At 71.0% G+C, this 15683-nt stretch carries 12 protein-coding genes and 1 pseudogene; 10 read left to right on the forward strand and 3 right to left on the reverse strand.

What is annotated here, in order from left to right; genetic code table 11:
- Positions 1 to 47: 47 nt before the first annotated feature.
- Genes C6376_RS34255 through C6376_RS34280 form a run of 5 tightly spaced genes read left to right on the forward strand, consistent with a single transcriptional unit; the run spans position 48 to position 5599 of the window.
- Entirely contained in the window at positions 48 to 2159 is a 2112-nt protein-coding gene (locus tag C6376_RS34255) for an ABC transporter permease (protein WP_107446953.1), read from the forward strand.
- Positions 2137 to 2856: an ABC transporter ATP-binding protein gene (locus tag C6376_RS34260; protein WP_107446954.1), complete on the forward strand. Its 720-nt coding sequence runs from the start codon at positions 2137 to 2139 to the stop codon at positions 2854 to 2856. Before C6376_RS34255 ends, C6376_RS34260 begins: the two co-directional genes overlap by 23 nt.
- Positions 2853 to 3563 (forward strand): ABC transporter ATP-binding protein, encoded by a 711-nt coding sequence (locus C6376_RS34265; RefSeq protein WP_107446955.1) that lies wholly within the window; start codon positions 2853 to 2855, stop codon positions 3561 to 3563. The genes C6376_RS34260 and C6376_RS34265 overlap by 4 nt, the downstream gene beginning before the upstream one ends.
- A complete protein-coding gene (locus C6376_RS45785) occupies positions 3560 to 4267 on the forward strand; it encodes a hypothetical protein (RefSeq protein ID WP_254076180.1) in 708 nt (235 codons plus the stop codon). The genes C6376_RS34265 and C6376_RS45785 overlap by 4 nt, the downstream gene beginning before the upstream one ends.
- A gap of 24 nt (positions 4268 to 4291) precedes the next feature.
- On the forward strand, positions 4292 to 5599 hold the full coding sequence (locus tag C6376_RS34280) for an amidohydrolase family protein (protein ID WP_107446956.1): 1308 nt from the start codon (positions 4292 to 4294) through the stop codon (positions 5597 to 5599).
- A gap of 356 nt (positions 5600 to 5955) precedes the next feature.
- Here the strand turns inward: C6376_RS34280 and C6376_RS34285 are convergent.
- Positions 5956 to 7251: pseudogene (locus tag C6376_RS34285) on the reverse strand (lipase family protein).
- 390 nt (positions 7252 to 7641) lie between these two features.
- The gene (locus C6376_RS34290) at positions 7642 to 7938 is read right to left on the reverse strand and encodes a hypothetical protein (protein ID WP_107446957.1); all 297 of its coding nucleotides are present in this window, start codon (positions 7936 to 7938) and stop codon (positions 7642 to 7644) included.
- 249 nt (positions 7939 to 8187) lie between these two features.
- Between C6376_RS34290 and C6376_RS34295 the strand changes: the two genes are divergently transcribed.
- Complete coding sequence (locus C6376_RS34295; RefSeq protein WP_107446958.1) at positions 8188 to 10176, forward strand: DUF2264 domain-containing protein; 1989 nt, start codon at positions 8188 to 8190, stop codon at positions 10174 to 10176.
- A gap of 25 nt (positions 10177 to 10201) precedes the next feature.
- Here C6376_RS34295 and C6376_RS34300 read toward each other — a convergent pair whose 3' ends face one another.
- Positions 10202 to 11308: a substrate-binding domain-containing protein gene (locus C6376_RS34300; RefSeq protein WP_107446959.1), complete on the reverse strand. Its 1107-nt coding sequence runs from the start codon at positions 11306 to 11308 to the stop codon at positions 10202 to 10204.
- Positions 11309 to 11489: 181 nt separating this feature from the next.
- Between C6376_RS34300 and C6376_RS34305 the strand changes: the two genes are divergently transcribed.
- The 4 genes from C6376_RS34305 to C6376_RS34320 all read left to right on the forward strand — a co-directional run bounded on the left by C6376_RS34305 (position 11490) and on the right by C6376_RS34320 (position 15680).
- Positions 11490 to 12512 carry a hydroxyacid dehydrogenase gene (locus C6376_RS34305; protein WP_107446960.1) on the forward strand — a complete coding sequence of 341 codons (1023 nt, stop codon included), beginning with the start codon at positions 11490 to 11492 and terminating at the stop codon, positions 12510 to 12512.
- Between the two features lie 83 nt (positions 12513 to 12595).
- Positions 12596 to 13852 carry an ABC transporter substrate-binding protein gene (locus C6376_RS34310; protein WP_107446961.1) on the forward strand — a complete coding sequence of 419 codons (1257 nt, stop codon included), beginning with the start codon at positions 12596 to 12598 and terminating at the stop codon, positions 13850 to 13852.
- Entirely contained in the window at positions 13849 to 14751 is a 903-nt protein-coding gene (locus C6376_RS34315) for a carbohydrate ABC transporter permease (RefSeq protein ID WP_107446962.1), read from the forward strand. Before C6376_RS34310 ends, C6376_RS34315 begins: the two co-directional genes overlap by 4 nt.
- A complete protein-coding gene (locus tag C6376_RS34320; RefSeq protein WP_107446963.1) occupies positions 14748 to 15680 on the forward strand; it encodes a carbohydrate ABC transporter permease in 933 nt (310 codons plus the stop codon). Before C6376_RS34315 ends, C6376_RS34320 begins: the two co-directional genes overlap by 4 nt.
- Positions 15681 to 15683: the final 3 nt, after the last annotated feature.

Raw genomic sequence — 15683 nt, forward strand, 5'->3', positions numbered from 1 at the left:
ACGCCGGATGGTTGCTTCTCCAATAGAGAGAAGCTAATTTCCAAGCCATGGATCAGTTCCTGGCCTTCACGGTCGTGGGCCTGAGCACCGCCGCCGTCTACGCCGTGATCGGCACCGGTCTGGTGGTCACCCACGCCACCACAGGTGTGTTCAACTTCGCCCATGGCGCGGCCGGGATGCTGTCCGCCTTCGCCTACTGGCAACTGGCGGTCGGCTGGGGCTGGCCGGTCCCCCTCGCCCTCGCCTTCGTCCTGCTCGTCCTGGCTCCGGCCTTCGGGCTGTTCGTCGAACGCGTGCTGATGCGGCCGGTGCAGGCCCTCGGCGAGGCCGAACGCCTGGTGATGACCGTCGCCTTGCTCACCGGGTGCATCGCGCTCGCCCGCTGGGTGTGGGACCCCAACACCGCGCGCCCGCTCACGCCGTTCCTCGCCGACCGGCCCGCCCTCCGCATCGGCCCGGCCGCGGTCACCTGGCACCAGGCCATCACCATGGCGGTCGCCCTCGCGATCGCCGGAGCCCTGTGGTTCCTGCTGCACCGCACCTGCGCCGGCACGGAGATGCGCGCCTGCGTCGACGACCGGGCGCTCGCGGGCCTCACCGGCGCGGACCCACTGCGCGCCACCCGCCTCGCCTGGGTGCTCGGCATCCAACTCGCCGCCGTCGGCGGCATCCTCATCGCCCCCGCCGTCGCACTCGACGCCCAGCAGCTCTCCCTGCTCATCGTCAGCGCGTACACCGCCGCCGTGTTCGGCCGCCTGCGCAGCCTCCCGCTCACCTTCCTCGGGGCGCTCGTCGTGGGCCTGCTGGAGGCCTACCTCGCCGGATACCTGCCGCAGAACGACTACCTGCCGGGCCTGCGCCTGGCCGCCCCCGCCCTGCTGCTGTTCCTGGCCCTGCTCGCCTTCCCCCACCGTCGGCTGCGCGGCCGGGGCCGCACCCCGGTTCCCGTCCCCCACCCCACGACACGCGGCAGCCTCCTCCTGGCGGGCGCCGTCCTGCTGTTCGCCCTGGTGCTGGTGACGGTCCTGGCGGAGGACGCCGTCATCTCCTACGGCACACTCTTCCCGCTCGGCGTCATCGCCCTGTCCTTCGTGCCGCTCGCGGGACACACCGGACAGATCTCCCTGTGCCAGCTGTCCATCGCCGGCATCGGAGCCGTGGTCTGGGGACACCTCGGTGCCCACGGCGAGCTGTGGGCACTGCCCGTAGCCGTCCTGGTCGCCGCGGCCGTCGGCGCGCTGATCGCGCTGCCCGCGCTGCGCCTGTCCGGTATCTACCTGGCCCTCGGCACCGCGGCCTTCGCCGTCGTCCTCGACCGCTGGATCTTCACCCTGCCCGCCTTCGAGGTACTGGGCGTGCGCATCGCCCTTTTCGACCAGGGCTCGGTCGCGGTCACCGGCCCCGACCTGTTCGGCCTGCACCTCACGTCCCCGGCCCAGCTGCTGGTGCTCTCCGCCGCCTGCCTCGCCCTCGCCTCGCTCGGTGTGGCCGCGCTGCGCCGCGGCCGCTTCGGCCGCCGGCTGATCGCACTGCGCGACAGCGAGGCCGCCTACGCCACCCTCGGCGGACGGCTCCTCGCCACCAAGACCGCCGTCTTCGCCCTGTCCGCCGGCATCGCGGGGCTGGGCGGCGCCCTGTACGGCATGCAGCTCCAGACCGTCACCGCCGAGCAGTTCAACCTCGTCGCCGGACTGCCCCTCTTCCTGATCGCCGTCATCGGCGGTCTCGGCGCCGTCGGCACGGGACTGTTCACCGGCATCGCCTTCGTCGCCCCGGCGCAGCTGCTGCACGGGGCCGGCCCATGGGCCCACGACGTGACGTCCCTGCTCGTCGCCCTCGCCGGCATGGGTCTCGCCCAGAGCCCCAGCGGCGTACTGGCCCGGCTGCGCGCGCAATGGCGGCCGCTGGGCCGGAACCGGCCCCTGCTGTCCGCGCTGCTCGCCGTCCTCGGCGGGTGCTGGCTGCTTGCCGTCCTCGACGTGGCGAACGGCCGGCTGCTTCTCACGGTCGGCGTGGTCACCGCCCTGCTGCTGCGCTCCCGCGCGACCGCCCGACGGCAGCCGCCCACCGACATCCCGCCCGAGTGGTGGGGCCTGCGCCGCCCCTGGCGGCCCGACGACGGGGAGGTGCTGAACCGTGCCACCACTGCTGCGAGCTGAGGGGGTCACCGTCTCCTTCGGGGGCCGCCGCGCTCTCGACGGCGTGTCCCTGAGCGCCGAGGCGGGCCGGGTCACCGGCCTCATCGGCCCCAACGGCGCCGGAAAGTCCACCCTGTTCGACGTGGTGTGCGGGCTGCGCCGACCCCGCACCGGCCGTATCCGTCTCGGCGACCGCGACATCACCCGCGAGGGCCCCGCCCGCCGCGCCCGGCGCGGAATGTCCCGCACCTTCCAGCACCTGGAGCTCTTCGGCCGACTCTCCGTGCGCGACAACCTCCTGGTCGCCGCCGAACTCGGTCCCGGGCGCCGCCACGCGGCCCGAACGGCCGACACGGTACTGGAGAGGCTCGGCCTGACCGCCGTGGCGGGCGACCTCGCGGACACGCTCCCCACCGGCCTGGCCCGCCTCGTCGAGGTCGGCCGCGCCCTCGTCCTGCGCCCACGCGTCCTGCTCCTCGACGAACCCGCAGCCGGACAGGACGCCGACGAGACGGCCCGGTTCGGCCAGTTGCTGCGCTCGCTCGCCGACGAGGGCACGGCCGTCCTGCTCGTCGAGCACGACATGAGCCTGGTCATGACCGTCTGCGACGACGTGTACGTCCTCGACCTGGGCACCGTCGTCGCCGGCGGCCCGCCCGCCCGCGTCCGGCACGACCCGAGGGTCATCGCCGCCTATCTGGGGGAGGCACGGCCATGAGCGGACCCCTGCTGGAGCTGGAGGACATCCACGCCGCCCACGGTGCCATCACCGTCCTGCACGCCGTCGACCTGGCCGTCGAGGCGGGCCGGGTGGTGGCCCTCCTCGGCCCCAACGGAGCCGGCAAGACCACCCTCCTGTCGGTCGCCGCCGGAGTACATCGACCCAGCTCCGGCCGACTGCTGCTCGGCGGCCGGAGCGCCACGGGAATCCACGCCCGCGACCTCGCCCGCGCCGGCGTGTGCCTGGTGCCCCAGGGCCGCGGCGTCTTCCCCAACCTCTCCGTGCGCGACAACCTCCGGATGATGACCTTCACGGGCCGCGCCCAGCAGGAGATCGAGGAGAACGCCTACGCCCGCTTCCCCGTCCTCGCGACCCGGCGCACCCAGCCCGCGGGCACGCTCTCCGGCGGCGAACAGCAGATGCTCGCCCTGGCCCGCGGCCTCGCCACCGACCCGGCCGTCCTCCTCCTGGACGAGCTCTCCATGGGACTCGCGCCGGTGGTCGTCGCCGAGCTTTACGAACTCGTCGCCGAGATCGCCCGGCAGGGCGTCGCGCTGCTCGTCGTCGAGCAGTTCGCCACGGCCGTGCTGAAGATCGCCGACCACGCCGCCGTCGTCGTCCGCGGCCGCATCCAGTGGCAGGGGCACCCCGACGGCTCCCTGCACGCCGAACTCTCCTCCTACTACCTGGGGAGCCCGACATGACCACCCCTCCCGACGCGCGTGCAGAACGGTTCATCCGCGAACTCGCCGAACTCAAGATCCCCGACCCCGCCGCTGCCCGCGCCACCCTCTGGCTGCGCCTGGGCACAGGGCTCATGGCCGCCGGGCTCGTGCTGGGCACGCTCGCCTTCCCGCTCGCCCACGCCACGGACAACTCCCTCGCCCAGGGCGACGCGCTCGCCGTCGGCCTCGGCGGTATCGCCGCCACCGTGGTGGGCGGGGCCCTGTTCCTGCGCTACTCGCTCACCGGATTCCTGCGCTTCTGGCTCGCCCGCCAGTCCCACGACCTGGACCTGCTCGGGGAGAGGCTCGCCCGGCCCGCACCAGCATCCGCAGCCGCACCGCACACCAAGGAGAACCGCGCCATGGCCTCACCCCTCACCCCGGGCCTGCGCCCCGGTGACCAACTGGCCTCGGTCACCGGAACCACCCGCGTCATCGTGATCCGGGCCCCGCAGCAGGTGGCGGGCCCGGTCGAATGCGGCGGCAGCCCGATGCTGCCGGCCCGGGAAGCCCCCGCCCCGCAGCCGCCCGGGCAGGCACCGGACACCCTCATCGGCAAGCGCTACGTCGATGCGGCCGACACGCTCGAACTCCTCTGCACCGCCTCCGGCGCCGGCCACCTCACGTACGGAGGAGAGCCCCTCGCGGTCAAACCGCCCAAGGCCCTGCCCGCCTCGGACTGACGCCCCTCAGCCACAAGGAGTCCCATGGACCGCGACGACATGATCCTCATCAGCGTCGACGACCACATCATCGAACCGCCGGACCTGTTCGCCAACCACCTGCCCGCCCGCTACAAGAAGGACGCTCCGCGTCTGGTCCACAGCGAGGACGGCAGTGACGTCTGGCAGTTCCGGGACGCCCGGATAGGCAATGCCGCGCTCAACGCGGTCGCGGGCCGGCCCAAGGAGGAGTACGGCATGGAGCCGCAGGGCCTGGAGGAGATCAGGCCCGGCTGCTACGACGTCGACGAGCGGGTGGCCGACATGAACGCCGGCGGCGTCCTCGCCCAGCTGAACTTCCCCTCCTTCCCCGGCTTCTCCGCCCGCCTGTTCGCCACCGAGGACTCCGACTTCTCGCTCGCCCTGGTGCGCGCCTACAACGACTGGCACATCGACGAGTGGTGCGCCGCCCATCCCGGCCGCTTCATCCCCATGGCCCTCCCCGCCATCTGGGACGCCGAACTGTGCGCCCAGGAGATACGCCGGGTCGCCGAGAAGGGCTGTCACGCCCTCACCTTCCCGGAGAACCCGGTCCCGCTCGGCTACCCCAGCTTCCACTCCGAGTACTGGGATCCGGTATGGCGGGCACTGACCGACTGCGGCACGGTCATGAATCTGCACATCGGGTCCTCCGGCCGCCTCGCCATCACCGCGCCCGACGCCCCGCCGGACGTGATGATGACCCTCCAGCCCATCAACCTCGTGCAGGCGGCCGCCGACCTGATGTGGTCCCGCGTCCTCAAGGAGTACCCGGCCATCAGGATCGCCCTGTCGGAGGGCGGCACCGGCTGGATCCCGTACTTCCTGGACCGCCTCGACCGCACCTACGAGATGCACGCCACCTGGACGCTCCAGGACTTCGGCGGCAAGCAGCCCTCGGAGATCTTCCGCGAGCACTTCCTGACCTGCTTCATCAGCGACCCGATCGGGGTGAAGCTCCGTCACGACATCGGCATCGACAACATCTGCTGGGAGGCCGACTACCCGCACAGCGACTCGATGTGGCCCAACGCCCCCGAGGAACTCCACGAGGTGCTGACCGCGAACTCCGTGCCGGACACCGACATCAACAAGATGACGCACGAGAACGCGATGCGCTGGTACTCCTTCGACCCGTTCGCCCACGTCCCCCGCGAACAGGCCACCGTGGGCGCGCTGCGCAGGGCCGCGGGGGACCACGACGTGTCCGTCAGGTCCCGCAGCCGCCAGATCATCGCCCCCGCCGAGAAGCTGGCCGTCTACCGCAGGAAGGCCGAGGCCGCGCTCGCCGCCGCGCAGCAGAAGGGAGGCTGACCGGCGGACGCGAGCCGCCGGCCACGGCGGGCGGGCCTCGGCCGCGCCGTTCCCCCGCGCGCGCCACGGCCGAGACGGAGCCGACGACCCACGCGGTGCGCCGACTGCCGACGCCCCCTGTTCAGCCTCGGAGATCACGTCGTCCCGCAGGTGAAATATGAGGTCGGATGCGGCCTCCGACTGCGGGGAGGTGGCCGGGACGACCTGGATCACACCTACGGTCTGTCCGTTTTCCTCGCCGGGCCCTCACCCGTATCGGCTGAACGGCCGGGCTCGGCCCCCGGACCGGGCGATCGTCTCGGTCGAAAGGGCCGTACCGGCGGCCCGCGGGATGGTCGGGCCGCCGGATGGCCCGGTCAGCGCTGGAAGGGCATGGTCCAGCAGTTGGAGGTGGTCGGTTTGCCCTTCAGGCGGTCGGTGAGCCAGGAGATGGCCGTTCCCTGGTCGGTGATGAGGGGGGCGAGGTGGTTGGTGAGGAGCTTGTCGCCGAGGTTGGGCAGGTCGACGGCCGTGTAGGTGACGTTGGCGCTCTTGCGGCACCAGTCCACGGCCAGTTGGCGGGCCTAGGCGTGCGGAACGATGTCGTCCTGGACGCCGGTGGCCACCCGGACGGGACCGGCCGGCTTGAGGGATCCGATGCGCTGCTTGTCGAGGACGGCCTGGGCGCGTGGTTCGGCTGCGATGATGTCGGCGACGGACTTGCCGCTGGTCGTCCAGTCGCTGCTGCGGGCGAAGCCGTAGCGGGTGAGTGCCTCGCCGATGCACATGGTGGAGGTGTCGGCGAGGGCCTTGCGCCCGGCGTCGTTGATGTTGGCCTCGGTGACGTCCCGCATGTCGGGGTAGGCCTGGTCGAAGCCGTTGATCGCCCAGCTCAGTGCGGCGGCCAGAACGCTGCCGTCGATGCCCTTCATGACGGCGGTCAGGTCGGCGGGCGGCGCGCCGGCGTAGGTGCCTGCCAGGGGGACGTCGGGCGCGTAGACGGGCTGGAGTTCGGCCGCCGACGCGGTGGCTCCGCCGCCCTCGCTGTACCCGTACAGGCCGATGCGGGAGCCGGAGGTGAGGGACGTGCCCGGGAGAGCGCGCGCCGCACGGACGGCGTCCAGCAGCGCGTGCCCCTCGTCCAGGCGGTTGACGTAGGTGTGCAGACGGTCGGTGGCGCCCAGGCCGACGTAGTCGGTGACGACGACGGCCGCTCCGGTGGCGAGGAGACGGTAGATCGCGAGGTTGTCGTAGGCGAGGGAGAGGGTCTGTCCGCTGATGGTGAGCGGGTGCTGCAGGGCGAACGAGGGCGCACACTGATCGCCCTGGCCCATGGTCCCCGAGGCCACCGCCACCAGCGGGCGGGGCCCGTCGCCGTCCCACTTCGCCGACGGCTCGATGTAGGCGCCGGTCACCGCGACGGCCCGGCCGTCGGAGCCGGTGGACTTGTACATCAGCCGGGTTGCGGTGCCCGGCAGGGGGCGGCCGTCGAGGCCGGGCAGCGAGAGCCCCAGGGAGAGTGGCTCATGCCGGACCAAGGCGCCGTTGGCGGAGGGAAGTTGGGTGGGCGGGGTGTAGAAGGCCGGGATGCTGACGCCCCGGGACACGACGGGTTCGGTGTCGGTTGCGGTGGCGTCGGCTGTGGGCGCGCCGACGCAGACGCAGGCCGCAATGGCGAGCGAGGCGGCGGCCAGACGGTTGGAGGTGGAACGGGGACGGCTTCGGTTATGGCTCACAGCTCACTCCTCGTGGTGCTGCGTTGCGTGATTGCGCGAAAAACTAGCAGCGGTAGTTACCGCTGGTAACGCCTGCATGGTTACGTTCCGGTAACCGTTTGCCGGAGCAAGCGCATGGTGTGGCGGGCGGGTCGGCGCGCTTCCTCGCCCGGCACCGCGAGAAGGCGTCGCACGGCTGGTGACCGCCCGCCTGCTGGGACCCGGCCCACGTCGACTTCGTCCGGTCCTGCCAACTGCGAAGATTCGACCGACGGCTCCCGTCGCCGCATCGTCGACGCCGCAGTCCCGACGCGGGGGCTGAACGGCCGTCGTGCCCCTCCGAAGTGCTCACTCTCCCCGCGCCCCCGCCTGCCGGGTGACCGCGCGCAGGAGAGGGCGGCTCAGCGCGCCGGCCGCCAGGATCCCGCCGACGCCGACGGCGAAGCACGCCGCGAGAACGGTCGCGCCGTGTGCGTCGAGCGACGAGCCGCCGTCGGCCGCCGTCATCGATCCCGCGCACATCAGCCCCGTGGCGACAGCCCCGCCGGCCGGCACGGCGACCGGGACGAGCGTCTCGCGGTTGCGGGCGGCGTCCAGGACGCGCAGGGGGTCCCGGCCAGGTGCAGCAGTGCGGTCGGTGGACACGGTGCGGGCACCGGCACCTCGACGCTCGGGTGGGCGGGCGGCGCTGCGGGCGCCTGCGGCACCTCGGCCATGGCCCCGGTCGGGTTTCTCCCGCCACTGAGCCCGATGCAGGACCATCCGGGCCGAGCAGACCCTCATCTGTTCGGATGCGATCGGGTACGGTCGATTGCCTTCGAGCATGTTCCGAATCGTTGACTGTCAGCCGGATCGCGGATGGGGTGGCCTTCCCACCACCTCACGGAGGAATCGATGACGCCCAGCGAGGATCGGGATCTGTCCCCGTACACGGGATGGACCAGACACCACTGGACCGATCTCGCCGACCGGATGCTCGCGGCGGTTGATCCGTATCGCTCTGCGCGCGGGGCCCGGATCGGACTGCCTGGTCCGGCGAGCCGCCACGGCCTGGTCTCCGACGGCCTGGAGGGCTTCGCCCGTACCTTCCTGCTCGCCGGTTTCCGCGTCACCGGGGAGAAAGGCGCCGACCCCGCAGGCCTGCTGGAACGGTATGCGGAGGGCCTTGCGGCGGGCACCGACCCCCACTCACCGGAGGCCTGGCCCCGCCCGGACGAACTCGACCAGGCCAAGGTCGAGGCCGCCTCCGTCGCGCTGGTGCTGCAACTGACCAGGCCCTGGCTGTGGGACCGGCTGGACGACGGGGTGCGGGAACGGATCGTCGGATGGCTGGGGACCGTCGTCAACCAGCCTTACCCGCCCATCAACTGGGTCTGGTTCCGGATCGTCGTGGAGTCGTTCCTGCGCGAGGTCGGCGGACCGTGGTCGGCTGACGACATCGAGGAGGACCTGGCCGTCCACGCCTCACTGCGCCGCCCCGGCGGCTGGCTCAGCGACGGACAAGAACGGGCCTACGACCACTACGCCGGCTGGGCGCTGCACCTCTACCCGCTGCTGTGGACCCACCTGTTCGACGTCACCGGCACCCTGTGCCCGCCGTCCCTGCGCCAGACCTGGGCCGACGACCTCGCCCGCTATCTCGACGACGCGGTACGCATGGTCGGCGCCGACGGCTCCCCGCTGTTGCAGGGCCGCAGTCTGATCTACCGTTTCGCCGCCGCGGCGCCCTTCTGGGTCGGCGCGGTGACCGGCACCGGCGGGCAACCGCCCGGCCTGGTGCGCCGGGTGACCAGCGGCATGGTCCGGTACTTCACCGACCACGGGGCCCCCGACCGGGACGGACTCCTCGGCCTGGGCTGGCACGCCGATTGGCCCGCGATGCGGCAGGCGTATTCCGGGCCCGGCTCGCCGTACTGGGCGACCAAGGGCATGCTCGGGCTGATGCTGCCCGCGGAGCATCCGGTGTGGACGGCCCCGGAGAAGCCGCTGCCGGTGGAGGCCGGGGACGTGGCCCGAGTGATCGAGGCCCCCGGCTGGCTGCTCGGTGCCCGGCGCCGCGACGGCATCGCGGTGGTGCTCAACCACGGTACCGATCACGCGGGCCCCGGCGACCTGCGCGCGGACTCACCGCTGTACGCGCGGCTGGGCTACTCCACGGCCACCGTTCCGCCCCTGATCGGCGCGGCCGTGACGGACCCCGTGGACAACGCGGTCGTGGTGCTCGACGACGCCGGCCGGGCCGGCCATCGAAGCGGGTTCACGACCCTGTTCGCCCGTGAGCTCGCGGGCGGGGTGCTCACCGCCGCCTCACGGGGACCGGTGCGCTGGGTCGACAGCGGCGCCGACGACTCACCTGACCACGGCTCCGGCCGAAACGGTCCGACGAGGCCCGGTCCGGTGATCACCGTCGTCTCGGTGCTGCGGGCAGGGACGGAGATCCGGCTGATCAGGGTCGACCCGCCGCAAACGGGACCGGACCCCACCTGGTGCTCGGTCCGCCTCGGCGGCTGGCCGCTGGCCGCCGACCTCCAGCCCCGTACCCGGTCGGGCGCCCACGGCTGGCAAGGCCCGTACGCCGAGGCACGCACCGCGTCCCTGCGGTCGCGGCTCTGCGGCCTTCGTGGGCTGCACCACGGCGGAGTCGCCATCGCGAAGGACGACAGCCCGCTCGGCAGCCGCAGCGCGACGCCTTGGCTGGCCACGGACGGCGTGCCGTACGGCGAGGTGCTCGCCGCGATCGTGCTCCTCGACCGGGGCGGAGCGGACGTACCCGCCCCCGCCCTTGCCGTGCACCCCACTCCCGACGGCGGTCACCAAGCCGTACTCACCTGGCCGGACGGTCACACCCTGTGCGTCGAAGTGCCGGCCACCGGGTCACGGTGACGTCCGCGTTCTGCCCGCCACCGGGTCAGATCGTCGTCCTCCTGACCGAGGAGTCGCGCAGGATGAGTTCCGGCAGGATGAGCACGCGCTGCGGCGGACGGCGTTTGCCCTCCTTGAGGCGGGAGACCATCATCTCGACCGCCGTCCGGCCGACGCGGGCCTTGGGCGGGCGGACGGCCGTGATCGCGGGCTCGGCGAGATGGGCGACCTCGTCGTCGTAGCCGACCAGGGCGATGTCGTCCGGGATGGCGATGCCCTGCTCGGAGAGGTACTGGGCGATGGAGATGGCGTCGGGGTCGCTGTGCGCGATCAGCGCGGTGGTCCCGTACCTGCGGCACCGCTCCAGGATCTCCTCGATGGCCTGCCGGTGGCCCGGCTCGTAGAGGGCCACCCCCGCACGGACCACGAAGTCGTCGGGAAGGCCGAGTTCCGCGCAGGCCTTGTGCCAGCCGTGGGCGAGGTGGACCGAGGTCGGACTGCCCTTGGACAGCACCAGCCCGATCCGGCGGTGTCCGTGCTCGTGGAGGTGGCGCACGGCCATCTCCAGACCGAGTGCGTGGTCGCTGCGTACCCATTCCAGCTGGCGCAGGGTCGGCGTCCAGGAGGAGATCTGCCGCTCCACCAGGATGGTCGGCACCGGCAGGTTGCCGATCCAGTCGATCATCTCGCCGGCGCCGTCGCCGTCGAGGTTGGGGGCCAGGAGCAGGCCCTGCACCTGCTTGGCCTCGACCAGCCGACTGATCTGCCGGCGGTCCTCGGCCTGGTCGTAACTGGAGCCGCGCAACTGGAGCTGGACACCGAGGGCGGCCGCGGCCGCGCGGGCACCGCTGACGACCTGCGGCCAGTAGTAGTCCAACGACGGCACGACCATCCCGACGGAGAAGGCGGTCGCCGCCGGGCGGGTGCGGCGGGCCTGGGTCTGGGCCGAGTCGAGTTCGGTCGGCAGGGCGGCACCCCCGTGCACCTTCGTCAGCAGGCCGCGCGCGGCGAGGGCGGCGATGTCGCGGCGTACGGTCAGCTCGCTGACCTCCAGGAGGAGTGCCAGGTCACGGACCCGTACGGCGCCGTGCAGACGCAACTCGTCCATGAGTCGCTCCCTGCGCTGAAGGGCGAACGGCCGGTTCTCGGTCATCGACAGCCCCCGTCGTCGGACAGCTCACGCCAAATGATCTGTTCGAGTGTGTGCGTTTTGATTCATTTGCGTTCGAAGCGTAGTGGATATGTGCTGCGGACCACTATCCCTGTTCCCACACGATCGGCGCAATCAAGCCAACTGGCCGACGTGAACCGTTCACGGGAAGGACCGACGTCCGATGCAGAGGAAGCCCCACGCTCTGATCGTCATGGACAGCGAGAGCTTCGCCGCGCATTTCGACTCCGTCCGCCTCGCGCGCCTGGCCGACCTGGTCACCCTCGACGAGCTGATGTTCACCGACAGCCTCGACGACCCGGGGCAGCGGGCCCGCCTCGGGGAGGCGGAGGTCCTGATCACCTCCTGGGGCGCGCCCATGCTGACGCCCGAGCTGCTGGCCGCCGCCCCCGCGCTGCGGGCCGTGCTGCACTGCGCGGGCAGCGTCCGCCACCTGGTGGGGGACGAGGTGTATCGCCGCGGGATCCGGGTGGTCTCGGCGGCGGACGCCAACGCGGTCCCCGTCGCGCAGTACACGCTGGCGTCCGTGATCCTCGCCGGCAAGAAGGCCCCGTTCCTCGCCGCCGACGAACAGCGCGCCTACCGGGGCTGGGGGCCGGTGATCACAGGCTACGGCGACCTGTCGAACTTCGACCGCACCGTGGGGATCGTCGGCTTCTCCCGGATCGGCCGCAAGGTCGTCGAACTGCTCCGAGTCCTGGAGGGGACCACCTGCCTGGTCGCGGACCCCTACGCGGACCCGGTCGCGGTGGGGAAGGCGGGCGCCACCCTCGTCCCGCTGGACGAACTGCTCCTGAGAGCCGATGTACTTTCCCTGCACGCGCCCGAACTGCCGGAGACCCGACACATGATCGGCGCGAAGGAACTCGCCCTGCTGCCCGACCACGCCACGGTGATCAACACGGCGAGGGGCAGCCTGATCGACTCCGAGGCACTGGCCGCCGAGTGCGCCTGCGGCCGTCTCCACGCCATCCTCGACGTCACCGACCCCGAGCCGCTGCCCGCGGAGTCACCGCTGCGGAACCTGCCCGGAGTGATGATCACTCCGCATATCGCGGGTTCGCTCGGCTCGGAGATCCATCGCCTCACCGACCACACCCTGGACGAGCTGGCCCGGTGGATCGCGCGACACCCCCTGCGCCACGAGATCACCGCGCAGGAGTGGGCCCTGGGCCGTCACGCCTGAGCGCCCCCTCCACCGCCCCGAGACCCCCGCTTCTGCCCCATCCCGCACCCCCTGCCCCATCCCGCACCACAGGAGCCGTTCCCATGCGCCACCCGCTCAGAGCCCTCACCGCCCTCGCCGCGCTCTCCCTGCTCACCACCGCCTGCGGTGCGGGCGACGAACCCGCCAGGACCGCCGACGGCAAGACCGTCGTCAAGATCGCCCTCTGGAACTACAAGAGCACCCCGGAGTTCAAGGCACTGATCGACGGCTTCGAGGCCGAGAACCCGAAGATCGACGTCCAGCCCGTCGACATCCTCGCCGACGACTACTCCGACAAGGTCACCACCATGCTCGCCGGCGGCGACACCACCGACGTGCTGACCATGAAGAACGTCACCGACTACGCCCGGTTCGCCACCCGCGGTCAGCTCCGCTCGCTCGGCTCCGACGCCAAGAAGCTCGACCAGGCCAAGTACTCCGGTCTCGACGCCTTCGACCTCGACGGCGACTACTTCGCCCTGCCCTACCGGCAGGATTTCTGGGTGCTCTTCTACAACAGGAAGCTCGTCGACGGCGCCGACCTGTCCCACCTGACCTGGTCGGACTACGCCAAGCTGGCCAAGAAGCTCACCAAGGGCAAGGGCGACTCCAAGGTCTACGGCACCTACCTGCACACCTGGCGCTCCGTGATCCAGGCGATATCCGCTGCGCAGACCGGCGGCGACCTGCTGGGCGGTGACTACTCCTTCTTCAAGGACCAGTACAAGATGGCCCTGGACCTCCAGAAGTCCGGCGCCGCGATACCTTTCTCCACGGCCAAGAGCCAGCAGGTCGAGTACAACTCGATGCTCACCACCGGCAAGGCCGCGATGGTCCCCATGGGCACCTGGTGGCCCGCCCGGCTACTGCAGGAGAAGGCCCAGGGTCTGCACGACGTCGACTGGGGCATGGCGCCGATGCCGCAGATCACCGACAACGGCAAGACCGTCACCTTCGGCTCGCCGACCGCCTTCGCCGTGAACAAGAAGGCGAAGAACGCCGAGGCCGCGGAGAAGTTCGTGCTGTGGGCCTCCGGTCCCAAGGGCGCGGCCGCGATCGCCAGGATCGGAGTCCATCCCGCCTACTCCGACGCCACGGTCGTCGACAACCTCTTCGGTGTCGACGGGATGCCCACCGACGCCCTGTCGAAGCAGGCCATGAGCCCCGACACGGTCAAGCTGGAGATGCCGGTCAGCGACAAGTCCTCCGACATCGACCAGATCCTCGGCGAGGAGCACGAGCTGGTCATGTCCGGTGAGAAGTCCATCGGCGACGGTATCAAGGACATGGGCGCCCGCGTGAAGTCCGAAGTCGAATGAGCCCGATCGCAGGAACGCCGGGCCTTCGGCGGCGACGCCGACGCACCACCCTGGTGGGCTGGAGCTTCATCCTTCCCAACTTCCTCGGCTTCGCCGCCCTGACGCTGGTCCCGGTGATCGCGACCCTGCTGCTGGCGTTCACCGAATGGAACTCCTACAGCACCCCGGAGTGGGTCGGGCTCGACAACTTCCGCCGGATGTTCGACAGCGACAACTTCTGGGCGGCCCTGTCGAACACGACGTACTACGCGGTCGGCCACATACCGCTCACCCTGGGTGCCTCCCTGGGCCTGGCCATCCTGCTCAACCAGAAGCTGCGCGGTGTCGGCTTCCTCCGCACCGCCTTCTTCTTCCCGTACATCACGTCACTGGTCGCGGTGGCCGTGGTGTGGAACATGCTGCTCAGCCCCGACGTCGGACCGGTCAACCAGCTGCTCCGGGCGGTGGGGATCGACAACCCGCCGGGCTGGACCACCTCGACGGACTGGTCGATGCCGGCGGTGATCATCACCAGCGTCTGGCGGGACATGGGCTACTACATGGTCCTGTACCTGGCAGGGCTCCAGACCATCCCGGCGGAGCTGTACGAGGCCGCGAGGGTCGACGGCGCCGGCCCGTGGAAGCGGTTCTGGCACATCACCCTGCCGGGGCTGCGGCCCACGACCTTCTTCGTCCTGGTCATGCTCACGGTCGCCAGCTTCAAGGTCTTCGACCTGGTCCAGGTCATGACCGAGGGCGGCCCCGGACGGTCGACGCTGGTGCTGTCGCAGCTCATCTTCCGGGAGGGCATCACCCAGGGCAGGTTCGGCTACTCCTCGGCCATCTCCCTGGTGCTGTTCCTGCTCGTCATGACCATCACCGTGATCCAGTTCAGACTCCAGCGGAGGCACGAGCGATGAGCACCACCGTGCTGCGCAAGGACAGTGCGTCGGCCACCACGGCCGCGCCGCCGCCGAGCGGCGCCACCCCGTCCCGGGACCGGACCGGGCACCCCTGGGCCCGGTCGCGGGCCGGACGGGTGGCGGGCCAGGCCCTGCTGTACGCGGTCCTGGCCGTGCTGTCGGCCGCGATCCTCGTCCCGTTCGCCTGGATGCTGGTCTCCTCGGTGAAACAGGACTCGGAGGTCTTCACAGTCCCGATCCAGTGGATCCCGAGGTCCTTCCACTGGCAGAACTTCGCCGACATCTGGACCGAGATACCACTGCTCACGTATCTGGGGAACTCCCTGTTCCTCAGCGTCACCATCACCCTGCTCCAGGTGCTGACCGGAAGCTTCGCCGCCTACGGCTTCGCCAAGGTCCGCTTCCCCGGACGGGACGCCCTCTTCCTCGCCTACATCGCCACCATCGCGGTGCCGTGGCAGGCGTACATGGTGCCGCAGTACATCATCATGCAGCGCCTGGGACTGGTGAACACCCACCTGTCGCTGATCCTGCTCCAGGCGTTCGGGGCCTTCGGTGTCTTCCTGATGCGGCAGTACTACCAGTCCATCCCGGAGGAGCTGAGCGAGGCGGCCCGCCTGGACGGACTGAGCGAGTACGGCATCTGGGCAAGGATCATGCTGCCGCTGTCCAAGCCCGCGCTGGCCGGCCTGGCGCTGCTGACCTTCGTCCTCACCTGGAACGACTACATGGGCCCGTTCATCTATCTGACGGACAACGACCTGTGGACCGTGCAGCTGGGCCTGCGGTCGTTCGTGGGTGTGTACGACGCCCGGTACGCGATGATCATGACGGGCTCGGTGCTGTCCGTGCTGCCGATCGTGGTGGTGTTCCTGCTCGGCCAGCGCCACTTCGTCCGGGGCATCGCCACCAGCGGAATGAAGTGACCA

The sequence above is a fragment of the Streptomyces sp. P3 genome (assembly GCF_003032475.1).
GTDB lineage: Bacteria > Actinomycetota > Actinomycetes > Streptomycetales > Streptomycetaceae > Streptomyces.